The sequence below is a fragment of the Leeia oryzae DSM 17879 genome (genome assembly GCF_000376945.1).
GTDB classification, from domain to species: domain Bacteria; phylum Pseudomonadota; class Gammaproteobacteria; order Burkholderiales; family Leeiaceae; genus Leeia; species Leeia oryzae.
Genome location: NZ_AQXU01000025.1, coordinates 450,378 through 477,363, shown reverse-complemented (window position 1 = coordinate 477,363; position 26,986 = coordinate 450,378). Strand labels below are relative to the sequence as shown.

The following is a 26,986-nucleotide window of genomic DNA, read 5'->3' as shown; positions in this document are numbered from 1 at the left end:
GACATGCCGTGTTTGACGGGCGATTCCCCCGGGTCAAGGGTAATTGGCCAGACAATTTCATGTGGCAAGAAGGTCATTGAGCGTAATCCGCAAGGAGTGTTTCATGAGGCTATTCCACTCGACCATGTTGGTGAAGCTGCTCGGCTTGCTACCGGGCGAACTGAGCCCGACAGAGGCCATCTGGCTGGTATCCCCCCGGCCGCACATGCAGTTGATGGGCAATCGCCGCGCCCAGATGATCCTGAACCGCGTGCGCCTGTTTGCCAGCCTGTTCGCGGTACTAACCCCTCTGTGGATGTTTGTCGACCTGTTGGTGCTGCCCAATCCGCTGGCCTGGCATCTGGTGCTGCTGCGTATCGGCGCTACCGCCTGTTTCAGCTTCATTCTGTTCGGCTACAAGCCGGAAATCACCCTGATGAGTGCCTGGCGGGGCATGGCCATGCTGTTTGCCATCCCCACCGTGTTCTATATGGTGTCGTACCTGCTGCTCACCCCTTACCATCTGAATGGTGCTTCTGCTGCGGTCGGTACCGGTTATGCTTTTCTGCCGTTCATTCTGCTGGCGGGGATTTCCATCTTCCCCCTGACCCTGTTCGAAAGCCTTATTTTTGTCCTGCCCATTCTGGTGGCACATATCCTGGCCGGTTATTTCCGCTTTCCGGTGGTTGATTGGCCGTCGTTCTGGGGCGCTTTCTGGCTACAGGGACTGATTGCCGGGGTGGCGGCACTGGCGGGTGTGTGCCAGTTGGCCTTCATGATCGCACTGGTGCTGCAAGCCGTGCGTGACCCGCTGACGGGGGCCTTTTCACGCCGCAGCGGTGAAGAAGTGATTCACCTGCAATGCATGCTTGCCAGCCGGAGCGGCCATCCCTTGTCGGTGGCTTTTTTCGATATCGATCATTTCAAATCGATCAATGACACCTTTGGCCACCATCAGGGTGACCAGGTGCTGCAACAGTTTGCCCAGGCGTTGTGCGACCGCGTGCGTCAGGGGGATATCCTGATCCGTTGGGGGGGCGAGGAGTTTCTGCTGCTGATGCCAAACACCGATTGCCAGCAAGCCATGCAAGCGCTGCAACGACTACGCAACCATGGCTTTGGCCGGCGGCCGGACGATACGCTGCTCACGGCGAGCATCGGCGTGGCCGACCTGCAAGAAGAAGGTAGCCATGACTGGCAGACACTGGTAGATATTGCCGACCATCGCATGTACCTGGCCAAGCAGATGGGACGTGACCGTATCATCGGTACCACCAAACCGCTGGTGTTGCCCGCTGCAGAACTGGGTTACAACCTGCTGTAATCCGGCCGGGGTAGCTAGCAAAAAAATCGCCCGTGAACGGCACGGGCGATGGGAAAAGCCTAAGGCGGGCAGAGGGTCAGGCAGCGGCCAGGTCTTCTGCAATGGCGTGGAAATCCAGCGCCAGAAAATCATCCTGAATCCCTTCGCCAAATTCCAGAATGGTGTCGTCTTCCACGTCATGGAACCAGTTCAGTGTAATGCGGTTACGTGTGCTGGCAGACTCGTTCAAGAGGCCAAACAGCGTGTACAGCATTTTGGTGGCGGCACTGTTGAAATAGGTCAGGCGGAAATCAAACACGATATGCTGGCCATCGGTATGGTCCAGGTAATGCTTTAGCTGCCCCAGCACCGGCAAAAAGAAGTCATTGGCATTTTCCGGGTAGGCTTCGCCCGTCATGGACAAATGGTGGCGGCTAAACTGGAAGTTGATCTCAGGGGAGTGGCTGGTACGGGCCAGATAAAAATCGTGCATGGTATTTTCCTTTTAGATACTTAATGTCTTCTTAAGGTCTTAAACAATCGCTTTCAGATAAAAGTAGGCCAGCTCGTCATGGGCCGGTACGTTCATCAGGCTGTATTCAATCGGTTCAGACGCATCGCGGGCGACAGTCAAGAACCCCAACCCCGCGCCTTTGCTGACGCTGTCTTCGTTCTCGTGCTGGTCGTTTTTCAGCTGGGCGCGGTACGCCTTCTTGATCTCGTCCAGCGTCATGCTGCGCAAGGGTTCGATTTTTTCGCGGATGCGGGCCGCATACTGGCTTTCCACCAGGTTGCCGCATACGATGTAAAACTTGTTGTCTTGCTTACCCACCGCCACGGCGCCTACTTTTTCGCCGTTGCCGTCCGGGTCCGGGGGCGAATAATGGAGCGCGTTCTGCACCATCTCGATAAAACTCGAAAACAGCTTTCTGGCCTTGGCCTGGGCGGCTTCTTCGTTTTCCAGGCGGTGTTTGAGCGTGTCGCTCATGGTGTTGATCACGTTTTGTGACAACTGGCCGTTGTAATAGAACAGCACCCCGTTGAAATCGGCACTGTTACGGAAGGCGCTAAACAGGTCTAACTGCATGACATGCTTTCTGTGTTGGTTTGGTTAGATGCGAAAGCCCAGAAAGCTCACGTCGTCGCGACGGCGCTGGCTGCCCTGGTATTCATAAAAAGCCTTCATGATGGCAGGCGCCTGGGCGGCCATCGGCTTGGCCCGCTGCTCCAGCAGCAGGCGGCAAAAACGCTTCTTGCCAAAGGCAATCTCTTTGCTGCCACCAATCTGGTCGATGATGCCATCGGTGGTCAGGTACACCGACATACCCTTGTCCAGCCGGATTTCCTGGTTGCGCCAGGTGTAATCCATTGGCGTATCCACATAGCCCACGCCTTTTTTGTCACCCTCAATAATGGTGATCTCGGTATCGCCCAGCCCCAGCAAGAACAACGGGGTTTTGGCACCGGCATACACCATCTTGTTCTCCGCCTGGCTGACCCAGCAAAACGCGGTATCCATGCCGTCGTCAGACTTGTCATGGTGGTCATGCTTGCCGCCGTCAATCGGCACAATATTCTGTTCGCTGATCTGCCCCAGTGCAGTTTTCACCTTCTGGTTCATCAGCGCCAGCGCGCCGGCCGGGTCATGACGGTTGTCTTCCAGCAGAATATGGTCCAGAAACGCCGCCATGATCAGGGTCATGAAGGCACCCGGCACGCCATGGCCGGTACAGTCGATCAGGGCAATGAAGAAGCCGTCGTGGAATTTCTTGCAGAAGTAATAATCCCCGCCTACCTTGTCACGTGGTTCCCAGTGGATGAAGTAATCTTCCAGCGCCTCGGCCATGTCCTCGCGCGAAGAGCGCATGAACGATTTCTGGATCACGCTGGCGTAATTGATGCTCTCCATCACCAGCCGGTTTTTCTCGGCCTGCAGGTAGCTGACCACCTTCACCAGGTCTTCACCGGTGCCAATGCCCAGATACATGCCATCATTATCAGTAATGATAAAACCGTCGTTCAGCGTCTTGCCGCCACCGGCAATCACCTTGAAAGACAGTTCCTGAATGCTCATCTGCTCGTTCACCACCAATGGCTGCTTGTCCATGAAAGCGATACAGCTTTTGCGACCATACAGGTCGCGACGGAACGGCTTGGCCATTTCGTCATTAAAGATATTGCGGTTGATCAGCCCGATGGCACGGCCGTTTTCCAGTACCGGCAAACCGATCACTTCATGATGGGTGGCCAGCAGGTCCAGCACTTCAAAACTGGTATTTTGCGGCGTGACGGTGGGCGACTGGCGCATCAGGCTGCGCGCTATGTATTCCGATTCAATCTCGGTCAGTCCGGCCCTGGACTCTTTGACGGCGTGCATGTTTAGCATGTTGATCCTCTGAAACGTTCCCTGACGGTGTGCCCGTGCAGTGTCCGGGCATCTCTTGTGTGTTATGTACGTACAGGGCAGTTTAAGGACATTACATGAAAGTAATATGTCTGATGCATGACGAAAAAATGACAGCATGCATGCAGAAATAAATCTTGAAACCGGCAGAACAAAGCCCCACTATCTCTGTCTGACAAGACAGTGACCACGCGTCATTCACCAACCAAGGAGACCGCATGAAACAGCACGGGAAGACCATCGTCCCCAGAAACGCGCTGGCTGTGCTAGCCAGACAAAGACCGGCAGGTGCCCACGGCCCCAGTCAGAAAGCCAAACGGCAACAAGCTAGGCAGGCACTGCAAAAAGAGCTGAAGCAGTTTGACGCAGACAAAGACAAAGGGCGGAATTTTCCGCCCTTTGTCTTTGTCTGTTTCTAAGCATCAATGGCAGTCTTTATACTGCTGCATCTACCTGCTTCTCTGGTGCCGCCTCTGCAAATGCACTCAAGGTCTGGCAATGGGCATCAATCCGCACCAGTGTCGGGTAGGGGGTAAGGTCGATATTGAAGCGGCGGGCGTTGTAGAGCTGGGGGATCAGGCACAGGTCGGCCAGGGTGGGAGTGTCGCCCAGACAGCACAGACCCGTGGTATCACGGTTGGTCAGCAGGGCTTCCAGGGCGGTCAGGCCGTGTTGTACCCAGTGGGCGTACCATTGCGACTTCTGTTCTTCGGAGATGCCAAGCGTACCGGTCAGGTATTGCAATACCCGCAGGTTGTTGATGGGGTGGATGTCGCAGGCGATGGTCTGGGCAATGCTGCGCACAAAGGCGCGGTCGATGCTGTGGACCGGCAGTAGCGGCGGGTTGGGGTAGCGCTCTTCCAGGTATTCGCAAATGGCCAGCGACTGGGTGATGGCACCGTCTTCGGTGACCAGTGTCGGCACGGTTTCGTTGGGGTTGAGCTGCTGGTAGGCGGGCTGGTGCTGCTGGCCGCCGTCTTTGAGCAGATGCACATACTGGTACTCGGCCTGCACGCCTTTCAGGTTAAGGGCGATACGTACCCGGTAGGCGGCGGAAGATCGGAAGTAGGTATAGAGTTCCATGGGCGGTCTCCGGTACGTGGCAGTTGTGTGATGTTATGGTGCTAGTGGTCGCCACCATGCCACAAGAAAAAGCCGTTATCCGGTGAGGGGATGGCACCGGATAACGGTAACACAACTTAAGCTTTACTTGGCCGGGGTAATGTCGGCAAATTCCTGCTGGTGCAGGAAGGCAGCATGCTTTGGTGCGCGCTTGGTTTGCGACCATTCTTCTAACATCGCCCATTTCACGCTGTCCAGCTGTTTGAGCTGCTCGGTTTCATTTTCGTCCGGGCAGGCCAGTTCCAGACGGTGACCATTCGGGTCAAAGAAATAGATCGAATGGAAAATGCCATGGTCGGTCACGCCCAGCACCTTCACGCCGTTTTCTTCCAGGTGCGTTTTAAAGCCCAGTAGGGTCTCGCGATCTTTCACCTTGAAGGCGATATGCTGTACCCAGTTGGGGGTGTTCGGGTCGCGACCCATTTCCGGCTTGGTCGGCAGTTCAAAGAAGGCCAGTACGTTACCGTTACCGGCATCCATGAAAATGTGCATGTACGGGTCCGGTTCTTTGGTCGACGGCACCAGGTCTTCGGCAATCGCCAGCACAAAGTCCATCTTCAGCATCTTCTGGTACCAGAGCACGGTTTCCTTGGCGTCCTTGCAGCGATACGCCACATGGTGGATGCGGTCGATTTTCAGGGTATCTAGGGTCATGACGGCTTCCTTATGCGTTTTCCAGCACGCCGCGGCGGATCTGGTCTCGTTCAATGGATTCGAACAGTGCCTTGAAGTTGCCTTCGCCAAAACCTTCGTCGCCCTTGCGCTGGATGAACTCGAAGAACACCGGCCCCAGCAAGGTTTCCGAGAAAATCTGCAGCAGCAGGCGCTTTTGGCCATTCTCGGTTGAGCCATCCAGCAAGATACCGCGCATCTGCAGTTCGGAAGGATTCTCGCCATGGCCTGGCAGGCGGCTGTCCAGCATCTCATAGTAGGTGGCTGGTGGTGCCGTCATGAACGGCACGCCGGCTTTCTTCATGCTGTCCCAGGTGGCTAGCAGGTCATCCGTCAGCAGGGCAATGTGCTGGATGCCTTCGCCGTTGTATTGCATCAGGTATTCTTCAATCTGACCTTTGCCGTTGCCGCCTTCTTCGTTCAGCGGAATGCGGATCTTGCCGTCTGGTGCGGTCATGGCGCGTGAGGTCAGGCCGGTATATTCGCCCTTGATGTCAAAGTAGCGGATTTCACGGAAGTTAAAGATGGTTTCGTAGAAGTCGCCCCAGAACTTCATGCGGCCACGGTAAACGTTGTGGGTCAGGTGGTCGATGATGCTAAAGCCGTGGCCTTTGGGGTGGCGGTCTACGCCGTCGATAAACTTGAAGTCGATATCGTAGATGGACTTGCCGTCTTCAAAGCGGTCGATCAGGTACAGCGGTGCGCCGCCAATGCCCTTGATGGCTGGCAGTTTCAGTTCCATCGGGCCGGTCGGGATGTCGATCGGCTGGGCACCCAGTTCCAGCGCACGGTTGTAGGCTTTGTGGCTGTCGCGCACGCGAAACGCCATGCCACAGGCCGACGGACCGTGTTCTGCGGCAAAATAGCCAGCCACGCTGCGGGGTTCACGGTTCAGGATGAAGTTGATATCGCCCTGACGGTACAGGTCTACGTCCTTGGAGCGGTGGGTAGCTACTTTGGTAAAACCCAGCATCTCGAAAACCGGCTCGATCACGTTCGGGGTGGGGGATGCAAACTCTACAAATTCAAAGCCCATCAGGCCCATCGGGTTGTCAAACAAGTCAGCCATGGTGTGTCTCCTCTTTGCGACCTGTTGCGGTGCCAGCGTTTGGTATGCTGGTTCCGGCAACAGGGCGACGATTGATCGCGTTAATAGTCGTTAGTGGGTTCCGCTGCGTTTACCTTGTGGGTGGTGCACCGGAAATGCCGCGAATACTGCGTGCCAGATGGTGGCCATAAATGAGTGGTTGATGGCGTCCTTGCTGGCAATTCAGAATCAGGCTGGGCATGGGTATCGTCGCTTACGGACGCTCGACCACACGCACGGTCTGATCAATGGCCCCGAAAATCGACTGGCCCTGACGGTCGAACATTTCAATACGGACCCGGTCACCATTACTCAGATATGGGGTCTTCGGCTGGCCGTGTTCAATGGTTTCCAGCATGCGTTGTTCTACCAGGCAGGCAGAGCCCTTGCTGCGGTCCACATTAGAGATGGTGCCGGAACCGACAATGGACCCGGCTTCCAGCTCGCGGGTCTTGGCCACATGGGCCACCAGATCGGCAAAGCTGAACACCATGTCGGTGCCGCAATCCGGGGTGCCAAACAGCTCACCGCGCACGTGCACGGTCAACGGCAGTTTCACCTGGCTGTCCTGCCAGTCGCTGCCCAGTTCGTCCGGGGTGACGGCTACCGGAGAAAAGGCCGTTGCCGGTTTGGACTGGAAGAAGCCAAAGCCTTTGGCCAGCTCGGCCGGAATCAGGTTGCGCAGGGTGACATCGTTGACCAGCATCAGCAGGCGGATGCTGCTGGCGGTCTGAGCCGCCGTGCTGCCCATCGGTACGTCGCCGGTAATCACGGCTACTTCGCCTTCCAGATCCACGCCCCAGCTAGTGTCCAGTACGTCAATCGGGCTATGGGGCGGCACAAAGCTGTCTGACCCACCCTGATACATCAGCGGATCGTGCCAGAATTCGGGCGGCATCTCGGCACCGCGTGCCTTGCGTACCAGTTCAACGTGGTTCACATACGCCGAGCCGTCTGCCCACTGGTAGGCGCGCGGCAGGGGAGAGTGGCACTGGGTCTGGTCAAAGGTAAATGCGCCGCTGGCTTCACCTGCGTTTAGCGCTGCGTATACGGCTTGCAACTGCCCGCTTACGTCAGACCAGTGATCCATGGCGTATTGCATGGTCGGGGCGATATCCGGCACCGCAACGGCATGGCGCAAATCTTTGGAGACCACCACGAGGGCGCCGTCGCGGCCACCCTGTTTCAAGCTTGCTAGTTTCATTCGGTTTTCCTCTTCATGCGCCAATTTTCTGATCACGTAACTGGCTTCTGGTCATGCGGTTCAGCAGGTAGCTGATAGGGAAATCATACGCCGCTCGTGTTGATATTTGCTTTTAAAATATTTCCTGTATTGGTTATAGCAAGAAATTTTCAGTTGATTGTATGTGTTTCATCGCAATTAAATAGCTTAGCTTGCTAAGTTGATGGCAATGGAAGCATTGGCCAGGCGTGATGCCGTAGCATGGCATTACCATGCGTATAGAGTAAGACTGATGCGATCTGGCTTGGTTGCAGAAAGATCATGAGCTGCCGCTGCAACGCGCTGTCACGATGGGTCCGCTCTGTGACATGGGTGTGACTGGATTGCAAGCGCTGGTCATTTTGTTGCCGGGTTTTCCTGAAGTTGCGCAAGATGGTTGCTGCATGAAAATGTAAATTAAAGTTATTCCACCGTTTTCTTGCTATGCAAACTTATGATAATGGTCTACTCTGATTGAGTTATGACTTTGTCTTAAGGTGCACGATGAATCATGATCAGAAATTACGCATAGAGACGGCACACTATCTGGTAGTCGATAGTGCGCCGGAAATGCGTGCGTTGCTCTCCAACGTGTTGTCGGGGTTTGGCGTGACCCGGATTGTTCAGGCGGCCAAGGCAGACGAAGCACGTCAGCGCATGACGGGCATTCCGTTTGATGTCGTCCTGTCTGACCTGACGCTCGTGAACCGCTTTGACGGCTTGTACCTGCTGGAAGAAGTCAGAAACCAGCATCTGCTCAAACCCTCGGCTGTTTTCATGATGGTGACGGCGGAGGCCAATGCCAAAAGTGTGTTGTCTGCTGCGGAACATGTGCCGGACGAGTACATTCTGAAACCTTTTTCGGCCGAGACCCTGCGCGTCCGGCTGGAACGTACCTTTTACAAGAAACAGGTGTTTCGGGTGGTGGATGATGCCATCCTGAAGCACGATTACGTCAAGGCGCTGGCATTGTGCAATTTCCGGATTGCCGATAACGACCTCTATGCGCTGGATTTCATGAAGCTGAAGGCGTACCTGTGCCTGCAGATGGGGGATGCGCAAGAAGCACTCAAAACCTATCAGACCGTGCTGAAAACACGCCCGCAGGTCTGGGCCAAACTGGGGCTGGGCAAGGCGCTACTGCATCTGAAGGCGTATGAAGAGGCGCAGCATGCATTTGAATTGCTGATCAGCGAAAATCCGCACCTGATGGTGGCCTATGACGGACTGGCCAGATGCCTGGAAGCACGGAAAGATACGCTGGGTGCACAGGCGCTTTTGCTCAAGGCGGTTAATCTGTCCCCTGCGACCATTCACCGCTTGCGGCATCTCGGCGTGGTGGCCAAAACCAATCAGGACTGGTCTCATGCCGTAAGTGCCTATACTGCGACCATCGATTACGGACAACACTCGTTTCATCATGACCCGCTTGATTATGCCCATCTGAGCCATGCACAACTCAAGCTGGGGGATTTCGCCGCTGCCGAGCTTAATATGGCACGTGTCCGCAACATCTTTGATACGCCCCAAGCCCGGGTTCTGGCGCAAATCATGGAAAGCCGCATCACCTATGGCAAGCAGGATTTTTCGCTGGCAGCGCAGCAACTGGATGCGGCACTCAGGCAGTATCAGCAGATCAGGGAGCAGGTCGGCGCCACTGTGGCCATTGAGCTGGCTGGCGCTTGTTTTGTCAGCGAGCGGCAGGACGTGGCATGCGGCATTCTGAGGCATGTGCTGCGCGACCATAACGACCAGCCCGACGTGCTACGCCACATTGAACTGATGCTGAAGTCGGTTGGCAAGGAACAGGCAGGGGAAGCCCTGATTCAGGAAGAGTCGGAACAAATGACCGAGATTCAGCGGCAGGTCGATGAACTGCTGGCCAAGGGAGATCTGGACAGTGCGCTCATGCAGTTGACCCGCGCCGTCGCGGAGCGCCAGCACCATCTGGGCCTGCTATGCCAGACGGTCAGTGTTACGCTGGCGTATGTCAAGCAGCATGGCTGGCAACCGGCTTATATGGCGACAGCCAAACAGTATCTGGCACGCATTCATCAGCTGGCCCCGACGTACGGCAAATATCCCAGTCTGATGGCGGAGTATCTGGAGTGCGAATCTGCCACCACCACTTGTGAGACGGCTAGTGAGCCCTTGCTGACGGCCGCCGGTATGTTGTCCGGGCTGGGTGGCGCAGTGCTACAGGCTTCCCCGGCTGCCTGAGCAGACCGGGGGCTAGAGAGTAAGCGACGGTTAGCTGGCCAGACTGTCCAGATTCTCAAACAGTTTCAGGGCTTCGGGGTTGGCCAGCGAATCGGTGTTTTTTACCGGCAGGCCGTGAATCACGTTCCGTACCGCCAGTTCGACAATCTTGCCACTGATGGTACGTGGCAAATCGGCCACCGCGATGATCTTGGCGGGTACGTGCCGCGGGCTCGCCCCGTCGCGGATCTTGTGCTTGATGCGCCGAACCAGGTCATCATCCAGTGTGTATCCTGGCTGCATGCGCACAAACAGGATAACCCGCTCGTCGCCATCCCATTGTTGTCCCACCGCCATGGACTCCATCACTTCCGCAAACGTCTCGACCTGGCGATAGATTTCTGCCGTGCCGATACGTACCCCGCCAGGGTTCAGGATGGTATCCGAACGCCCGTAGATGATGATGCCGTCTTCTTTGGTCAGTTCGGCATAGTCGCCATGACACCAGATATTGGGGAAACGTCCGAAATACGCATCATGGTATTTCTGGTTGCCCGGGTCGTTCCAGAAACCGACCGGCATGGAAGGGAACGGCTTGGTACAAACCAGTTCGCCTTTTTCTTCATGTACCGGCTGGCCGGCATCATTGAAGATTTCTACCGCCATGCCAAGGCCGCGACACTGCAAGGCGGAGCGATAGACCGGCAGCACCGGGTTGCCCAGCGCAAAGCAAGACAAGATATCCGTGCCGCCCGACATGGAGCTCAGCCGGACATCCTGTTTGATATCCCGGTACACATAATCATAGCTCTCCGGCAGCAAGGGCGAACCGGTTGAACAAATGGCCTTGAGACGGGCCAGCTCATAGTGCTCCCTCGGCTTGAAGCCGGTTTTTTCCAGTGCCGACAGGTATTTGGCGCTAGTCCCAAAGGTGGTAAAACCGGCTTCTTCGGCATAGTCCCACAACACCCGTTCAGACGGGTAGAAGGGTGAGCCGTCATACAGCGCCAGCGTGGCGCCGACCGCCAGCCCGGATACCAGCCAGTTCCACATCATCCAGCCACAGGTGGTAAAGAAGAACAGCGTGTCGTCCCGGGTCAGGTCGCCATGCAGGACATGTTCTTTCAGATGCTGCAGCAGGGTGCCGCCGACTGAATGGATGATGCATTTGGGAATGCCGGTGGTACCGGACGAATACATGATGAACAGCGGATGGTGGAAATCGCACGGTACAAAGTCGATGTCGGTGGCCGTGTTATGGCAGAAGTCCGCCCAGCGGCTGGCGTGCGGCAGGTCATCAATTGATGCCTGGCTTTGAATGTACGGGACGATGACCAACTGTTGCAGGTCTGGCAGCTGTGCAGTAATGGTGCGGATCTTGTCCAGGCAATCAAGGGTCTTGCCGTTGTAATAGTAACCGTCTACCGCAAACAGCACTTTGGGCTGAATCTGGCTAAAACGGTCCAGCACGCCCTGAGTGCCGAAGTCTGGCGAGCAGGACGACCAGATGGCTCCGAGGCTGGCAGTGGCCAGCATGGCAATGATGGTCTGCGGGGTGTTGGGCATGAAGCCGGCTACCCGGTCGCCGGCGGTTACACCCGTCTGCCGCAAGGCATGGGCGACGCGGGCGACTTCGGCATACAGCTCGGCGTAACTGTAACAACTCTCGATTTTGTCTTCACCCTTGAAGACCAGCGCGGTCCGGTCATCACGGTAGCGCAACAGGTTTTCTGCATAGTTGAGCTTGCTGCCACCAAACCAGCGGGCACCCGGCATCCGGTCGCCATCTTCCAGTACGCTGTCCCATGGCTTTTGTGCGGTGACGCCACAGAACTGCCAGACACTCTCCCAGAAGGCGGCTGGCTGGGCCACAGACCAGTCGTATAGCGAAGGATAATCAGGTAGCAAGAGATGCTGTCGTTGTTCGACAAACGTCCGGAAGCGGGTCAGGTTTGCCGCTGCAATGGCCTCCGGGCGGGGCGTCCATACGGGTGTGTTCATGTCGTCCTCTTATCTTGTGCTTGTTAGGTAATGGCGCACAGTCTATACAGATATAGTAGCCATAAAATCATACCGCTGCCGCATGCATATTTGGTGGCAAATGCGACATGATTTTATGAAGGTTGGGCGCGATATCTCTGGTTAAGTCTGGAATTGCGCAATTTAATTTCACTGGCTGCGAAAAACCTTGAAATCCCGTTCTGTATTTGGCTTTGTATAACAAATAAACATAGAGAATGATTTTTTCTGAGTTGGTGTTATATTTTTGGGTGTGTTTTAATTAACCGCCTTCAGAGGTCGGCATAGAAAACATGACCCTGAGTATTCGCCAATGAAGATGCTGTGCAGAAAAGACTGACCAAATGGTTATTTAATGTGCATCAGGTTTACAGGAGAGAGATTAAATGAAGTTATCCATGAAATTGATTGCAGGTGCTGTCGCGCTAGGGTTTGCTGCCATGAGTGGCGCCGCTGTCGTGCCGGCCGGTGTGAAACTGGCTGCCAAGCAAGAGCTGATTCGTAACAATGGCTCTGAGCCAGAATCTCTGGACCCTGCACTGGCAGAGTCTGTGGGTGCAAACAACATTGCGCGCGACCTGTTTGAAGGCCTGACCGCCAATGACGCCGCCGGCAAAATCGTGCCAGGCGTTGCCGAGAGCTGGAAACAGACCGACCCAACGACATGGGTGTTCAAACTGCGCAAAAACGCCATGTGGTCTAACGGCACACCTGTGACGGCAGATGACTTCGTGTATGGCTGGCAGCGTTTCCTGGATCCTAAAACTGCCTCTCCATATGCCTCTACCTACGGCATCTTCATTCTGAACGGCCTGGCCATTACCGAAGGCAAAAAACAGCCTTCCGAGCTGGGCATCAAAGCCATCGACAAATACACACTGGAAGTGAAGACCGAAGGTCCGGTTGGCTTCATGGCTGACCTGGTATCCAACACCCAGCTGGGCCCAGTCAACAAGGCGGCCATCGAGAAGTTCGGTAAAGACTGGACCAAACCGGGCAACCTGGTGGGTAACGGTGCATATGTGCTGAAAGACTGGCAAGTCAACAGCAAGCTGGTGCTGGAAAAGAACCCTAAATACTGGGATGCCAAAGCCGTGGTGCTAAACAAGGTGACCTACCTGCCGGTAGAAGACGGCAACACCGACGTGAAACTGTTCCAGTCTGGCGAAAACGACTGGGTATACCAATTGCCTCCTGGCACCTATGACCAGCTGAAAACCGAATTTCCGAAAGACATCCGTAATGCGCCAATGCTGGGTCTGCGTTACTACTCTTTTAACAATACCGACCCGCTGATGAAAGACATTCGTGTCCGTAAAGCGTTGTCCATGGTGATTGACCGTGACATCCTGGCCTCCAAAGTGACCGCTGACGGTCAGGTACCAGCCTATGGCGTAGTGGTTAAAGGGACCGCCGGTGCGGATGTGACTGCGTATGACTGGGCTAAATGGCCTATGGCAAAACGCGTTGCCGAAGCCAAAAAACTGCTGGCTCAAGCCGGTGTAAAACCAGGCACCAAAATCAAGTTCTCTTATAACACCAGCGAATACCATAAAAAAATGGCCATTTTCGCGGCGTCTGAGTGGAAAACCAAGCTGGGTCTGGACACCGAAATGGAAAACATGGAGTTCAAGGTACTGCTGAAAAAACGCCATGACGGCGATTTCCAGATTGCCCGCAACGGCTGGGTGGCTGACTACAACGACGTCACCACTTTCCTGACCCTGGTGCAGTGTGATTCTGACCAGAACGACAACAAAAACTGTAACAAGAAAGGCGACGAGCTGATCAAGCAAGCCAGCACCACGCTGGACCCGGTCAAGCGCAAAACCCTGATGACTCAGGCCGCCAAGGTGATCATGGATGATTATCCAATGTTGCCGCTGTTGCAGTACACCGTACCACGTCTTGTGAAGTCTTATGTGGGTGGTTATACCAAGACCAACTCCATGGACCGTTTCCGCGATAAAGATCTGTACATCATCCAGCATTGATGAGTCCAGAAACCGGCCTCTGATGAGGCCGGTTTCTCATGCAATTTCATGTTAGTGACAACCAGACTGGCAAGACCTTCCTGTTCCGCTCTATTGTGGAAGAGGCGGGTGCTGCCAACTGTTTGCACGTAACCACACGCGAGGAATATATCCATGTGGTCTTATGCCTTACGCCGTATCCTGTCGACCATCCCTACCATTCTGGTGGTGATTACCGTTTGTTATCTGATGCTGCACCTGACCCCCGGCGGTCCGTTCGATTCTGAACGCAAAGTGTCGGCTGCCGTGCTGGCCAACCTGCAGGCCAAGTACCATCTCGACATGCCGTTATGGAAGCAGTACCTGTATTACCTGAATAATTTGCTGCATGGCGACCTGGGTGCGTCCTTCCGCTATGCAGACTGGTCCGTGAATGATCTGGTGGCCCGTGCCTTGCCGGTGTCCCTGTCCATTGGCGGTATCTCGATGATCATTTCGATTGTCATTGGCGTGGCGCTGGGCATTGTGGCGGCGCTGAAACAAAACAGTCTGGTGGACTATTTTGTGATGCTGCTGGGTAACGTGGGTAGTGCTTTTCCTTCGTTCGTGATTGGCCCGGTGCTGATCCTGGTCTTCGCTATCTGGGTGAAGTGGTTTCCCGCCGGCGGCTGGGATGAGTTTTCACCCAAGTACATGATCTTGCCGATTGTACTGCTGACCTTTATCAACGTATCGACTATCGGCCGTGTGATGCGCGGTAGCCTGATCGAAGTGATGAACACCAACTTTATCCGTACTGCGCGCGCCAAAGGCTTGCCGCTACGCACGATTGTGATGCGTCACGCCATCCGTCCGGCCCTGTTGCCGGTGGTGTCGGTACTGGGGCCGCTGGCCATCAGTTCCATCACGGCGGCCATTGTGACCGAGACCGTGTTTTCACTGCCGGGCATCGGCAAGCTGATCGTCAACGGTGCGGGCAACCGGGATTACACCTTGGTATTGGGCCTGGTGGTGCTGGTAACGGTACTGGCCGTGGTATTGAACCTGCTGGTCGATTTGGCGTATGCCATTTTGGACCCGAAAATCCGTTACTGAGGGTGCATTGGAAATGACAAAGAAAAATGCAGCACTGGTAGAGGTGCTCCAAACCAGCGTCGAGGCACAGATTGCCGGACGCAGTTTGTGGAAAGATGCGCGGATCCGTTTTTTCCGTAACAAGGCGGCTGTCATCAGTCTGGTGGTCCTGACCCTGGTGGCGCTGGCCTGCGCTTTCGGGCCGATGGTACTGCCGCACTCCTATGAAGATACCGACTGGAACGCCATGGGCATTGGCCCGTCGTTCCATGACTGGCATTTGTTCGGTACTGATGAACTGGGCCGCGATTTGCTGGTGCGTACCCTGATCGGCGGCCGCATCTCGCTGGTAATCGGCTTATTGGCTACCATTGCATCGGTAAGCGTGGGGATTGTCTGGGGTGCCACCGCCGGTTTTATCGGTGGCAAGGTGGATTCGGTGATGATGCGGGTGGTGGACATGCTGTACGCCATTCCTTATCTGCTGATTGCCATCCTGATGGTGACCATCTTCGGGCGGAATTTCTCGCTGGTGGTGCTGACCATTTCGATTTTCTCCTGGATGGACATGGCCCGCGTGGTGCGCGGCCAGACCCTGTCGATCAAATCCAAAGAGTTCATCGAGGCGGCGCGTGCCATTGGCGTGCCAACATGGCGCATTATCTTCCAGCATGTGGTGCCTAACCTGCTGGGCATTGTGGTGATCTACACCACGGTGACCGTGCCTGGCGTGATTCTGACCGAGTCCGTTCTGTCCTTCCTGGGGCTGGGCGTGCAGGAGCCGATGACCAGCTGGGGGGTGCTGATCGAAGACGGTACCAACGTGATGGCTGCCACGCCATGGATGATTCTGTTCCCCGGGGCGGCGCTGTCGATCACCCTGTATTGTGCTAACTATATCGGCGACGGGCTGCGTGACGCCCTCGACCCTAAAGACCGTTAATGGAGCCTGCAATGAGTACGAATCAACCTTTGCTGCAGGTGAATCAGCTTGGCGTGCAGTTTAAAACCAACGATGGGCTGGTGTACGCCGTCAACGGACTCAACTTTGAACTGGGACGCGGCGAGACCTTGGGTATCGTGGGCGAATCCGGTTCTGGCAAGTCCCAGACCGTGCTGGCCATGATGGGTTTGCTGGCCAAAAACGGCACTGCGACGGGCGAAGTGCTGTACAAGGGCCAGAACCTGCTGAACATGTCGACCCACGAGATCAACAAGATCCGCGGTGACCGGGTGTCGATGATTTTCCAGGACCCGATGACCTCGCTGAACCCGTATCTGACGGTGGAACGCCAGATGACGGAAGTGCTGGAACTGCACAAGAACATGACCCGCAAGGCCGCCAAAATGCGCGCCATCGAGCTGCTGGAAGCGGTGAAGATTCCGGAAGCGGCACGTCGTATCTCCATGTATCCGCACGAGTTTTCTGGCGGGATGCGCCAGCGGGTGATGATTGCCATGGCGCTGCTGTGCGAACCGGAAGTGCTGGTGGCGGACGAACCAACCACCGCGCTAGACGTGACCGTTCAGGCGCAGATTTTGGCCCTGTTGCGTGATTTGCAGCGGGATTTTGGCACCGCCATCATCATGATTACCCATGACCTTGGTGTGGTGGCCGGCATCTGTGACAAGGTGATGGTCATGTATGGCGGCCGCATGATGGAGTATGCCAAGTCGGACGACCTGTTCTACCGTCCGACCCATCCGTACACCATCGGTTTGCTGGGTGCTCTGCCGCGTCTGGATTCTGACGCCGCAGAGCTAGTCAGCATTCCGGGCAACCCGCCCAATATGAACAACCTGCCCAAAGGATGTCCGTTTTCCGAGCGTTGTACGCATGTCATGCCCCATTGTGCATCGGACTTGCCACCCCTGGTGGAAATTCCGGGCGGCGAAGGCCGCTGGCGCGCCTGCCATAAGGCCATTGCAGACATCCAGGTAAACGTGGCAGGGGAGGTGCAACATGCCTGATTCCAATATCATTTTGTCGGTCAAGTCGCTCAAGGTTCATTTCAAGGTCAAGGATGCCAAAGGCTGGCCATGGACGCCTGCCAAAACCCTGAAAGCCGTGGACGGCGTATCGTTTGACCTGCGCGCTGGCGAAACACTGGGCGTGGTGGGCGAGTCCGGCTGCGGCAAATCTACCCTGGCGCGCGGCGTACTTAACCTGATCCATCCAACCGAAGGCGAAGTGGTCTGGCTGGGACAACGCATGGACAGCAAGGATGCCGTTGCCTGGCAGCATGCCCGCAAAGACATGCAAATGATCTTCCAGGACCCGCTGGCATCGCTGAACCCGCGCATGACCATTGGCCAGATCATCGCCGAGCCGCTACGCGTGCATTATCCGGAACTGTCCATGACGCAGGTGATGGAAAAAGTCCGGGCGGTGATGAAAGAAGTCGGCCTGACCGAGCAGCAGATCAACCGCTATCCGCACGAGTTCTCCGGTGGCCAGTGTCAGCGTATCGGCATTGCCCGTGCACTGATTCTGGAACCGAAGCTGATCATCTGTGACGAGCCGGTGTCTGCGCTGGATGTGTCGATCCAGGCGCAGATCGTGAACTTGCTGAAAGACCTGCAGAAACGCAAGGGACTGGCGCTGATCTTCATCGCCCACGATCTGGCGGTGGTCAAGCACATCAGTGACCGGATTCTGGTGATGTATCTGGGCAAGGAGATGGAGCTGGCCGAGAAGCATGCGCTCTATGACAAGCCATCGCACCCTTACACCCGTGCCTTGTTGTCAGCGATTCCGATTCCGGACCCGCAACTGGAAAAACACAAGGTGATCCAGCTATTGCAAGGGGACTTGCCGTCACCGATCAATCCGCCATCCGGCTGCGTGTTCCGGACCCGTTGCCCGCAGGCTGCCAGCGTCTGTGCCGAAAAACTGCCGGACCTGAAAGTCGTGACCGAAGATACACAGTCATCTTGCCTGTTTAGTTGATGTACCCCTCTCTCTGAGACTTGCCGTGCGACTTCTTACCCGGTCGCACGGTTTTTTTACGTCTAAACCCTGGTCAAAACCAACCGTTACAGATAAGCCTCGACATGCGCCAGCGCCCTGCTGACGTACTCGTCTTTCTCGCCTACCGGCGCAAAGTAATGCAGCACCTCTCTGGCCGTTTCGCGGTCTTTCAGCCGGGTCAGTAGCCACGCCACCAGATATTGGGATGACAGGCATCCACCTGCTGTGGCCAGATTGCCACTGGTAAAGAAGGGCTGGTTAAGGATGCTGACCCCGGCGGCTTGCACCCATGGCTTGCTGGTGGAGTCCGTGCAGGCAGGCATCTGGCCGATCAGCCCCAGTCTTGCCAGCAGGAACGTGCCTGAGCATTGCGCTGCTATTAGCTGGCGTGACGGGTCTAGCCGAATTTGTTGCATGATGTCTGCGTTGTTAGCTACTTCGCGTGTTTTCATGCCGCTGCCAATCAGTACGGCATCCGCTGTGCTGGCGGTGGTCAGGTCGATATGGGCATTCAGGGTCAATCCGTTCATCGACGTGACCTGTGGTGTCGGGCTGGCAATGCTTACCTGCCAGTCAGTATCTCCCAGCAAGGACAGCCGGCTAAGCATACCGTAGGCCACCAGCGAGTCGAGTTCGTTAAAGCCGTCAAAGGTCAGAATGGCAATATGCATGATGTGTGTCTTTCGATGATGAAACGTGATCAGGAACTGAAAACCAGCCGGCCCGCCAGACCGAGCAGGACGGTCATTAACAGGTAGCGCTGGGTATTGGCCGCCCGCGGAAACCGTTGCAGCCAGCGGCGAACGGGTTGCCCTGCCAACCCGAGCAAGGCATGAAACACGAAAGCCAGCAGCGTCAATAACCCGCCCAGCAGTAACAGCTGGCGCCAGACCGGGCCGGCATCCGGCTGGACGAATTGTGGCAGGAATACCATGAAAAACAGTAACGCTTTCGGGTTGAGCAGACTGTTCAGCATGGCATGCAGGCAGACCTTGTGCAAACCGGATTCAGCCACGCCTGTTTCAGTCGTCCGCGCAGGGCGCTGGTAGACCTGCCATGCCAGATACAACAGATAGATGGCACCCGTTGCTTTCATCAGTAGCAGGGCGGTTGGCCAGGTGGCGACTACGCTGCTGATGCCGGCGGCGGTGAGCAGGCTTAGCACGATGTCGGCCAGCGCTATGCCGCCTGCCGCGGCCAGGCTGCCGCTAGCCCCGAATGCCATGCCGTGTGCAAGCACAAACATCATGTTGGGACCGGGTGACAGCAATAACAGGCTGACAGACAGGGTAAACAGCCACAGGGTATGTGCATCCATGGTTTGCTCCCGAAGTCAGTACACGACAGAAATCACCAGCAGCAGTACCATCGCCCCATTGAAACAGCGATGATGCCGCGGTCGGGTCAGCAACGTTTGCAGGCGGGTGCCAGCCAGTACCCAGACGGCGATGCTGGGAAAGTTGATCAGGGCAAAGATACCGGCAAACACGGTCAGCGCCAGCAGGTTGCTGCCCGGGATATAGGCGCTGATGGCGCCCAGTGCCATCAGCCAGGCTTTGGGGTTGACCCACTGGAACGCGGCTGCGCCCCAGAAGCCAAGCGGGCGATGCTGTGCAGTGGTTTCTGCGGGCGCGTCAGCAGGTGGCGCCGTTAGTAACCCCCAGGCCAGCCAGGCAAAATAAACCAGGCTCAGGCCATGCATCCATTGCATCAGGCGCGGAAAGCGCTCAAAAATGACCGACGCTCCGGTACCCAGAATCACCACCATGGCAAAGAAACCGATGCTGATCCCCAGCATGTGCGGCAAGCTTTTGCGAAACCCGAACCGCAAACCTGACGTGAGCAGCATCAGGTTGTTCGGACCCGGGGTGATGGAGGTCACAAAGGCAAATAGGGCAAAGGCCAGCAGAGACGGCGTCAGCATGATCATTCTTTCTTGGTAGTGGAACCGGATCAGATAAAGCGGCGTAGCCACCTGGGCTTGCCTCACTTCACAAGTCCGATGCTAAAGACTATGATTGATACAATCAAAAAATTGTTATAGATACAATCCATGGCCCAACCCAGATCCCGAATCCTCCTAGACCAGCTGGTACAGTCCATCCGCGATGGCCGCCTGAAACCGGGCGACCAGTTGCCACCGGTACGTCAGTTGATGAAACAGCACGGGCTGGCACTGGCCACCGCGGCCAAGGTGTATCGCGAACTGGAGAACCTGGGGCTGGTGGTGGGTGAAACCGGTCGGGGGACCTTTGTGCGGGACCAGACGGTGCCGCGGGTGTCCTGGGTAGATCAGCAGCGAGCCACTGAGATTGTGGACCTGACGTTTAATTACCCCTCACTGCCCGGGCAGGACGAGCTGCTGCGAGAAGGGCTAAGGGGGGTGGCTGCCGTGGGGGATCTGGATGCGCTGATGCATTCTCAACCGCATGGCGGACGCCTGCACGAGCGGGAAACCGTGGCGCGCCATTTGCTGTCGCGAGGGGTGCAGGTGAGCGGCGCACAGGTTTTTTTGCTCAACGGCGCACAGCATGGTTTGTCGATTACCATGGGGGCCTTGTTCAAACCCGGCGACGTGATTGCCGTGGATGCCCTCACGTATCCCGGTTTGCTGAACCTGGCCCGGCATTATTCGCTGGAAGTGGTGGCCATTCCGGTGGGGGATCACGGTACCGATCTGGATGTGCTGGCAGAGGTGTGCCGACAACGCAAGGTTAAGGCCGTGTACACGATGCCCACGCTGCATAATCCGCTGGGGGTGGTGATGCCTGCCCATCAGCGCGAGGCGCTGGCCCAGCTGGCCAGAAGGTTTGACCTGATCTTGCTGGAGGACGGGGCCTATGCGTTTCTGGCCGAACCCGCGCCGCCGCCGCTCTGGCATTTCGCACCGGAGCGTACGGTGTATGTCTCTGCGCTCTCCAAGAGCGTCGCTTCCGGTTTGCGATTTGGCTTTCTGGCCGTGCCGCCGCAGTGGACCGCCATCATGGAGCACACCATCAGCGTGACCACCTGGAGTACCTCTAGCATTGTCAGTGCGCTGGCCTGCCGCTGGCTGGACATGGGGGTGGTCGAGGCGTGGGAGCACAAGAAGCGGGAGGATGCCCGCCAGCGACAAGCGCTCGCCGCGCAAGTATTCAGCGGACTGGATATCCAGACGCATCCGGCGTCTTATTTTGTCTGGATTCGCCTGCCAGAAGAAGTCCGGGCGGATGTACTCGCGGCCGATCTGGCCAGGCAGGGTGTGCTGGTGTCCACAGCGGCGCCATTCTGCGCGCATGGCAATCCGCAACATGCGCTACGGGTGGCGCTGGGTTCGCTGGACATGAACTCGCTGGCACAGGCACTTGCCAGCGTCCGGCACGCCATCGACTGGTACCCGGTTTAAGGGAAAACGGCCTTGCAGGCAGGGCTGAACATCGTTCAGGATTGGGTCTATACTATGTATATGGAACGCTTGCCTGTCTCCCCGCTTGTCAGTGGGCGGGGTTAGGCAGACCGCTAAAGCGCTTGACCTGTTCAAGTGCTACGCTGGATTTCACGCTGCGGACACAATCCATGGCAAGGAGTTTGTGCATGACAAAACGCGAGAGTGATGGCAAATCTGCCGCGACCACGCGCAAGGCGTAGTCGGCATCTCCGGTCACGGCATGGGCTTCCAGTATCTCCGGAATGGCATCGATGCCCTGAATAAAGTCCTTGATGGCTTTTTCGCCATGACGCTCCAGACAGACATTCATGAACGCCAGTACCCCAAGCCCCATGGCTTCGGGTTGCAGCTCGGCCCGGTAGGCAGAAATCACACCGGCTTCTTCCAGTTGCTGGATGCGCCGGCCAATCTGCGAAGAAGACAGCGGGATGATCTGGGAGAGTTTCTGGTGCGGCATGCGGGCATCTTTTTGCAGGGCCTGCAGAATCTGGTAATCAAAACGGTCAAGTTGCATGCTGATACTCCGCAAAATCGGGTCCGACAAATGGCTTGCGGGAATAATGCATGATTTATGATTTGCGTGCATTAAATTTGTGATTGGTCAAGAAATTGGCGCAAATATGCGGCAAAAAATCAGTGGGGTTTCCGTAAACTGTAATGAAGGTAGCCAGTAAAAAAACAGACGCACCTTCAAAAACAGGAGACACACATGAACGACATGACAGAGTTTCAAGCCCCTGACATTACCGTCCGTAAGAATCAGGGCCTGGTGCTGGCGGCAGACTTTACCTTGCCTCAGCCGCTAGATCGTTACACCGATGAAGACCATCAGGTATGGTCCCAGCTGTATGCTCGCCAGATGGAGGTGCTCCAGGGGCGCGCTTGCAACGAGTTCATGGAAGGCCTGACCCGCCTGCCGATCGAACCCCATCGCGTGCCGGTATTTGATGAGCTGAACCAAGCCCTTGGAGCCGCTACCGGCTGGCAGATTGTGGCCGTGCACGGGCTGATTCCGGATGACGTGTTTTTCGAGCATCTGGCCAATCGTCGCTTCCCAGTGACCTGGTGGCTGCGGGAAGCTAACCAGATCGATTACCTGCAAGAGCCGGATGTATTTCATGATCTGTTTGGCCATGTACCGTTGCTGGCCAACCCGATTTTTGCCGATTATATCCAGGCCTACGGCGTGGCAGGCCTGGCGGCCAAAAGCCAGAATGCACTTCACATGCTGGCCCGTCTTTACTGGTACACGGTGGAGTTTGGCCTGATCGCCACCCCGGACGGCACCCGCATCTACGGGGCCGGCATCATGTCCAGCCGCACAGAATCCATCTACAGTCTGGAAAGCGACAGCCCGAACCGCATCGCTTTTGACATGCAGCGCATTCTGCAAACCCGCTACCGGATCGATACCTTCCAGAAAACCTATTTTGTCATCGACAGTTTTGAAACACTGTTTGCCGCTACCCAGGACCTGGAGCGGCTCAGCCAGTATTACAATGCCATTCGTGATCTGACGCCGATCGGGGCCGGTGACATTGTCAGTACGGATACCGTCATTCATGCCGGTAATCGTGAAGGCTGGTCAGCATCGGACGACGTATAAAGGATATTCGAACCATGAGAACATTACTCGCAACAGATGCCTTGCAGGCGGCGCTAGTCGGCTTGCCGCACTGGCAGGTCAACGATGCTGAAAAACCTACGGCCATTCAGCGCAAATTTGTCTTCAAGGATTTCAGCCAGGCGTTCGGCTTCATGACCCAAGCGGCCATGCAGGCCCATCATCTGGATCATCATCCGGAATGGTTTAACGTCTATAACCGCGTCGAGGTGACCCTGAATACCCACGATGCCGGTGGACTAACCCAGCTGGACATCGATCTCGCACGTTATATGGACCAACTGGCCGGCACAATGGGAGTCTGACACGATGGAAAAGCAAGCAACCCTGATTCTGGCTGGCGGTTACGGCGCACTGGGGCAAGTCGTCGCCCAAGTCGCCCAGGCCAACGGTTATGCAGTGGCGTTACTGGGCCATCGTCCGGCGGATGCCGTATCCAGCAGCACCTGCCTGGCCCTGGATGTCGACTTGTGCGACGAAGATGCGGTCAAACAGGTGCTGGCGCAGGTGCATCAGCAGTTTGGCAGTATTGATGCGCTGGTGAATGTGGCTGGCGCGTTTGCCTATGCCCGCTTTGGCGACAGTGATGCCGCGTTGTGGGACAAGATGTTCCGCAGCAATGTACTAACGTCCGTCGTGACATCCCGTGCCGTGCTACCGTATTTCCAGCAACAAAAACGTGGACGTATCGTGTTCATGGGTGCCAAATCGGCCACCAGCGGCCAACCGGGCATGAGTGCCTATACCGCTGCCAAGTCGGCCCTTGCGCGGCTGACAGAAGCGCTGGCCGAAGAGGTAAAGGCCGACGGCATCACCGTGAATGCCCTGTTACCCACCATCATTGACACCCCGGCTAACCGGCGTGACATGCCGAACGCAGACTTCAACAGCTGGGTAAAACCGGAAACACTGGCGCATGCCATGCTGTCCCTGATGGCTGGCGACGCCGCATTCCAGACTGGCAGCCTGATCCCGATGACGGGTGGTTGAGGCTCAGGTCAGGGAAATGTTGCCTGGTGGATATCGCTACGCTCCATCCACCCTGCATGCGATATGAGGGATAGCGATAAGCATGAGCATCGCTATCCCGTCGGATGGATCTTCATCCCGCATAAACGGGATATTTCGCAACGCTTGATGCTCACTTGGACATCACGACAAAACGTAGGGCGGATGGAGCAACGCGATATCCGCCAATCCTTCTATGCCACCATTGGTTTGGCATCAGAACCGCACGAGGGCTGTGGATTCGAGGACAAGAGCCCTCAGGAAAATATCGTCATCTTCACGGGTATTGTGACAATTCGGCTGCCTAAGGCACTTGCACAGGGTGGATGGAGCGAAGCGATATCCACAAACTCCCCATTAATCCTCTGAACCGCCGGATGAGCCTTTCTTGGCTCTTGGGTGGGTTTTGTCGTAAACGCTGGCAAGATGCTGGAAGTCCAGATGGGTGTACACCTGAGTGGAAACAATGCTCGCGTGACCCAGTAATTCCTGTACCCCGCGCAAATCCTGAGAGGACTGCAGCACATGGCTGGCACAGGCATGCCGCAACAAGTGTGGGTACAGGTTCTGTGGAATACCCGCTTTGATGCCTTGGGCCTTGATGCGTAACTGAACGGTGCGAGTGGTGAGGCGCCCGCCTTGCTGGTTGATGAAGAGCGCCGGTTGGGCAGCCCATGGCCCTCTGACCGCCAGCCAGTGCTGCACAGCAGCCTTGGCCGATTGTCCGAACGGAACAAGGCGGGATTTCTTGCCCTTGCCAAACCGTACCACCAGCAACTGTTCATCCAGATCCAGGTCATGCTGATCCAGACCCACCAGCTCGCTAACCCGCAGTCCGCATGAATAGAGCAATTCAAACATGGCGCGGTCACGTAGCGTCAGCGGGTCGTCTCCGGTCATGCTATCGAGAAAGAAACTGGCCAGATCAGGGGTCACCACTTCCGGCAGACGCTTGTCCGCTTTGGGCGGGTGTATGCCGTCACAGGGGTTGCTTTCCCAGCCATGGCGGTTCACCAGATAATGGAAACAACGCCGCCAGGCAGACAGCATGCGCGCCAGACTGCGGGGGGAGAGGCCGCCTGCCGCCAAGGCCGCCAGACGGGCACGAATATCCCTTGGCGTCAGTTGCTCGAACGGAATCTCGGCTTTCATCAACTGCTGCAGGTCGCGCTGATAGGCCGCAATGGTATGCGGACTGGCCTGACGTTGTTGCGCCTGCCATGTCAGAAAAGTGGACACCACAAGCTGGTTATCCATGACCGCTTCCGGTTCAGGCCTCGTCACTATGGGTGGCGCTGACGGCGGCCTCGCGTTGCAGGGCTGCGGTCAACAGTTCACCCAGTCGGGTCAGGTATAGTGTCCCCATTTCCGGGTAGAAGCGCTGCGGGTCTTCACTGGCCATGGCCAGCAAACCGATGGTTTCGCCATGACGCAACGGGACCAGTGCAAAAGACTTCAGGTCATCACCGGGCTCGCCAAACCAGCCCTGGATGTCGGGATGGATGTGCGGACCGCAATAAGGATGCTGCATGTCCAGTGCCAGTGCTTTCACGCTGTCGTCTACGGGTACTGCAACCGGCAAACCTTCCAGACTGGCAATCGGGCTCCAGATGCGCAGGGTGGCTTGCGGTACGTTGAAGTTCTCGGTCAGATGGAACAGGAAGGTATTGATCGTGGCTTCCAGTGATGGTGTACGCAGCAGGGCGACCACAATGCGGTGCACCTTGTCGCTAATGGTGTCGTTTTCTTCGCCGAATTGCAGCAACTCCCCGAGCTTGCTTTCCAGCAACCGGTTTTTCTCGCGCAGCGTCAGCATCTGGCGTTCTGCCAGCGAAATGGCGTGGCCGCCATGCGGGTGCGGCACAAAAATATCGGCCAGCAAATCAGCATAGTCTTCAAAAAATGTCGGATTGTCTTTAAGGTAGTGCGCAATATCCGCAGCTTGCATCTGGGGTTACTCCAAAATAATGAGGTCGATCGGTCGTATACGGACCGGGTATCAGGCAGCAACAATCTGTCCTTCAAATACGGTGACGGCCGGGCCGGTCATCATCACCGGGCTGCCATTGCCAGCCCAGGCAATCGACAGTTGCCCGCCACGGGCGTTGACTTTGACCGGGCTGTCGAGCAGTCCGCGCGAAATGCCGGCTACCACTGCGGCACACGCACCGGTGCCGCAGGCCAGTGTTTCGCCTGCACCACGTTCATAGACACGCAGGTTGATTTCGTGCCGGTCGACAATCTGCATGAAGCCGGCATTCACCCGGGCCGGAAATTGCGGGTGATATTCCACTTGCGGTCCCAGAACGGCTACCGGCGCCGTTTCGGTGTTGTCGACCACGGTCACCGCATGCGGGTTGCCCATGGAAATGGCGCTGATGGTGAGTGTCGTACCATCTGCCAGCGTCAACGGGTACGTCGTGGCCATGGTCTCTGCCAGAAACGGGATGTCAGCCGGGTTGAACTGGGGTGCCCCCATGTCGACCGTGACCAGACCACCTTCCACCAGCCGGGGCTTGATGACGCCTTTGGCGGTTTCCACCAGGATTTCCTGCTTGTCCGTCAGTCCTTTTTCCACCACAAAGCGGGCAAAACAGCGGGCACCGTTGCCGCATTGCTCTACTTCGGTCCCGTCGCAGTTAAAAATCCGGTATTTGAAATCATGTGCCGGGTCGTCGGCTTTTTCTACCAGCAGCAGCTGGTCGAAGCCCACGCCAAATTTGCGGTCACCTACCTGACGCAGCCAGTCCGGGGTAATGTGAATTGGCCGGCTAACGCCATCCAGTACTACAAAGTCATTACCCAGACCTTGCATTTTAGTGAACGGAATCGTGTGGTCAGACATGTGCGGGCTACCTGAAAATGAAATGTTTGGCTGTCCAGTCAGTGTATACCGGCCAGC

The 26,986-nt window shown here is 56.4% G+C and carries 27 protein-coding genes; 12 read left to right on the top strand and 15 right to left on the bottom strand.

Translation table 11 applies throughout. The annotated features are described in order from the left end of the window. Positions 1-103 precede the first annotated feature (103 nt). Positions 104-1,303: a GGDEF domain-containing protein gene (locus tag F552_RS0115745; RefSeq protein WP_051078334.1), complete on the top strand. Its 1,200-nt coding sequence runs from the start codon at positions 104-106 to the stop codon at positions 1,301-1,303. Positions 1,304-1,379: 76 nt separating this feature from the next. On the opposite strand, the gene F552_RS0115740 is transcribed toward F552_RS0115745, so the two are convergent. From F552_RS0115740 to F552_RS0115730, 3 genes are read right to left on the bottom strand one after another with little or no spacing between them, the layout of a single operon-like run. Next, entirely contained in the window at positions 1,380-1,775 is a 396-nt protein-coding gene (locus tag F552_RS0115740; RefSeq protein ID WP_018152724.1) for a DUF1987 domain-containing protein, read from the bottom strand. Positions 1,776-1,814: 39 nt separating this feature from the next. Next, complete coding sequence (locus tag F552_RS0115735) at positions 1,815-2,369, bottom strand: SiaB family protein kinase (RefSeq protein WP_018152723.1); 555 nt, start codon at positions 2,367-2,369, stop codon at positions 1,815-1,817. A gap of 24 nt (positions 2,370-2,393) precedes the next feature. Beyond that, a complete protein-coding gene (locus tag F552_RS0115730; RefSeq protein ID WP_018152722.1) occupies positions 2,394-3,668 on the bottom strand; it encodes a SpoIIE family protein phosphatase in 1,275 nt (424 codons plus the stop codon). Between the two features lie 236 nt (positions 3,669-3,904). On the opposite strand from F552_RS0115730, the gene F552_RS0115725 reads away from it, so the two are divergent. Then, positions 3,905-4,105: a hypothetical protein gene (locus tag F552_RS0115725; protein WP_018152721.1), complete on the top strand. Its 201-nt coding sequence runs from the start codon at positions 3,905-3,907 to the stop codon at positions 4,103-4,105. 16 nt (positions 4,106-4,121) lie between these two features. Here F552_RS0115725 and maiA read toward each other — a convergent pair whose 3' ends face one another. The 4 genes from maiA to F552_RS0115705 all read right to left on the bottom strand — a co-directional run bounded on the left by maiA (position 4,122) and on the right by F552_RS0115705 (position 7,771). Next, the gene (gene maiA, locus F552_RS0115720; protein ID WP_018152720.1) at positions 4,122-4,769 is read right to left on the bottom strand and encodes a maleylacetoacetate isomerase; all 648 of its coding nucleotides are present in this window, start codon (positions 4,767-4,769) and stop codon (positions 4,122-4,124) included. A gap of 123 nt (positions 4,770-4,892) precedes the next feature. Further along, complete coding sequence (locus tag F552_RS0115715; protein ID WP_018152719.1) at positions 4,893-5,462, bottom strand: VOC family protein; 570 nt, start codon at positions 5,460-5,462, stop codon at positions 4,893-4,895. Between the two features lie 10 nt (positions 5,463-5,472). Continuing rightward, the gene (gene hppD, locus F552_RS0115710) at positions 5,473-6,549 is read right to left on the bottom strand and encodes a 4-hydroxyphenylpyruvate dioxygenase (protein WP_018152718.1); all 1,077 of its coding nucleotides are present in this window, start codon (positions 6,547-6,549) and stop codon (positions 5,473-5,475) included. 232 nt (positions 6,550-6,781) lie between these two features. Continuing rightward, positions 6,782-7,771, bottom strand: a complete 990-nt coding sequence (locus tag F552_RS0115705; RefSeq protein WP_018152717.1) for a fumarylacetoacetate hydrolase family protein — start codon at positions 7,769-7,771, stop codon at positions 6,782-6,784. A gap of 522 nt (positions 7,772-8,293) precedes the next feature. Between F552_RS0115705 and F552_RS0115695 the strand changes: the two genes are divergently transcribed. Beyond that, complete coding sequence (locus F552_RS0115695; protein ID WP_018152715.1) at positions 8,294-10,009, top strand: response regulator; 1,716 nt, start codon at positions 8,294-8,296, stop codon at positions 10,007-10,009. Positions 10,010-10,039: 30 nt separating this feature from the next. Here the strand turns inward: F552_RS0115695 and F552_RS0115690 are convergent, their stop codons facing one another. After that, positions 10,040-11,989, bottom strand: a complete 1,950-nt coding sequence (locus F552_RS0115690; RefSeq protein ID WP_018152714.1) for an acetoacetate--CoA ligase — start codon at positions 11,987-11,989, stop codon at positions 10,040-10,042. A 416-nt stretch (positions 11,990-12,405) separates the two neighbouring features. Between F552_RS0115690 and F552_RS0115685 the strand changes: the two genes are divergently transcribed. The 5 genes from F552_RS0115685 (at position 12,406) to oppF (ending at position 18,004) form a co-directional block, all read left to right on the top strand. Then, entirely contained in the window at positions 12,406-14,001 is a 1,596-nt protein-coding gene (locus tag F552_RS0115685; RefSeq protein ID WP_245546700.1) for a peptide ABC transporter substrate-binding protein, read from the top strand. Positions 14,002-14,154: 153 nt separating this feature from the next. Next, positions 14,155-15,075: an oligopeptide ABC transporter permease OppB gene (gene oppB, locus F552_RS0115680; protein WP_018152712.1), complete on the top strand. Its 921-nt coding sequence runs from the start codon at positions 14,155-14,157 to the stop codon at positions 15,073-15,075. Positions 15,076-15,088: 13 nt separating this feature from the next. Further along, positions 15,089-15,997 (top strand): ABC transporter permease subunit, encoded by a 909-nt coding sequence (locus F552_RS0115675; RefSeq protein ID WP_018152711.1) that lies wholly within the window; start codon positions 15,089-15,091, stop codon positions 15,995-15,997. An 11-nt stretch (positions 15,998-16,008) separates the two neighbouring features. Next, entirely contained in the window at positions 16,009-17,025 is a 1,017-nt protein-coding gene (locus F552_RS0115670) for an oligopeptide/dipeptide ABC transporter ATP-binding protein (RefSeq protein ID WP_033375676.1), read from the top strand. Next, positions 17,018-18,004, top strand: a complete 987-nt coding sequence (gene oppF, locus F552_RS0115665; protein ID WP_018152709.1) for a murein tripeptide/oligopeptide ABC transporter ATP binding protein OppF — start codon at positions 17,018-17,020, stop codon at positions 18,002-18,004. Before F552_RS0115670 ends, oppF begins: the two co-directional genes overlap by 8 nt. 86 nt (positions 18,005-18,090) lie before the next feature. Here oppF and F552_RS0115660 read toward each other — a convergent pair whose 3' ends face one another. Genes F552_RS0115660 through F552_RS0115650 form a run of 3 tightly spaced genes read right to left on the bottom strand, consistent with a single transcriptional unit; the run spans position 18,091 to position 19,949 of the window. Next, positions 18,091-18,696, bottom strand: a complete 606-nt coding sequence (locus F552_RS0115660) for a DJ-1/PfpI family protein (protein ID WP_018152708.1) — start codon at positions 18,694-18,696, stop codon at positions 18,091-18,093. Positions 18,697-18,725: 29 nt separating this feature from the next. Next, positions 18,726-19,343 (bottom strand): LysE family translocator, encoded by a 618-nt coding sequence (locus F552_RS0115655; RefSeq protein ID WP_018152707.1) that lies wholly within the window; start codon positions 19,341-19,343, stop codon positions 18,726-18,728. Between the two features lie 15 nt (positions 19,344-19,358). Further along, complete coding sequence (locus F552_RS0115650) at positions 19,359-19,949, bottom strand: LysE family translocator (RefSeq protein ID WP_026182803.1); 591 nt, start codon at positions 19,947-19,949, stop codon at positions 19,359-19,361. A gap of 129 nt (positions 19,950-20,078) precedes the next feature. Between F552_RS0115650 and F552_RS0115645 the strand changes: the two genes are divergently transcribed. Further along, on the top strand, positions 20,079-21,410 hold the full coding sequence (locus F552_RS0115645; protein WP_018152705.1) for an aminotransferase-like domain-containing protein: 1,332 nt from the start codon (positions 20,079-20,081) through the stop codon (positions 21,408-21,410). 88 nt (positions 21,411-21,498) lie between these two features. Here F552_RS0115645 and F552_RS0115640 read toward each other — a convergent pair whose 3' ends face one another. Then, complete coding sequence (locus F552_RS0115640) at positions 21,499-21,966, bottom strand: Lrp/AsnC family transcriptional regulator (RefSeq protein WP_018152704.1); 468 nt, start codon at positions 21,964-21,966, stop codon at positions 21,499-21,501. A gap of 195 nt (positions 21,967-22,161) precedes the next feature. Here F552_RS0115640 and phhA point away from each other — a divergent pair, with 195 nt between their 5' ends. Genes phhA through F552_RS0115625 form a run of 3 tightly spaced genes read left to right on the top strand, consistent with a single transcriptional unit; the run spans position 22,162 to position 24,066 of the window. After that, positions 22,162-23,058 (top strand): phenylalanine 4-monooxygenase, encoded by an 897-nt coding sequence (gene phhA, locus F552_RS0115635; protein WP_018152703.1) that lies wholly within the window; start codon positions 22,162-22,164, stop codon positions 23,056-23,058. 14 nt (positions 23,059-23,072) lie between these two features. Continuing rightward, the gene (locus tag F552_RS0115630; protein ID WP_018152702.1) at positions 23,073-23,381 is read left to right on the top strand and encodes a 4a-hydroxytetrahydrobiopterin dehydratase; all 309 of its coding nucleotides are present in this window, start codon (positions 23,073-23,075) and stop codon (positions 23,379-23,381) included. A gap of 4 nt (positions 23,382-23,385) precedes the next feature. Continuing rightward, a complete protein-coding gene (locus F552_RS0115625; RefSeq protein WP_018152701.1) occupies positions 23,386-24,066 on the top strand; it encodes an SDR family NAD(P)-dependent oxidoreductase in 681 nt (226 codons plus the stop codon). A 375-nt stretch (positions 24,067-24,441) separates the two neighbouring features. On the opposite strand, the gene F552_RS0115615 is transcribed toward F552_RS0115625, so the two are convergent. The 3 genes from F552_RS0115615 to dapF are packed head-to-tail and all read right to left on the bottom strand — an operon-like array spanning position 24,442 to position 26,929. Continuing rightward, entirely contained in the window at positions 24,442-25,341 is a 900-nt protein-coding gene (locus F552_RS0115615; protein WP_018152699.1) for a tyrosine recombinase XerC, read from the bottom strand. Positions 25,342-25,354: 13 nt separating this feature from the next. After that, complete coding sequence (locus tag F552_RS0115610) at positions 25,355-26,032, bottom strand: DUF484 family protein (RefSeq protein ID WP_018152698.1); 678 nt, start codon at positions 26,030-26,032, stop codon at positions 25,355-25,357. Positions 26,033-26,083: 51 nt separating this feature from the next. Continuing rightward, entirely contained in the window at positions 26,084-26,929 is an 846-nt protein-coding gene (gene dapF / locus F552_RS0115605) for a diaminopimelate epimerase (protein WP_018152697.1), read from the bottom strand. Between the last annotated feature and the right edge of the window lie 57 nt (positions 26,930-26,986).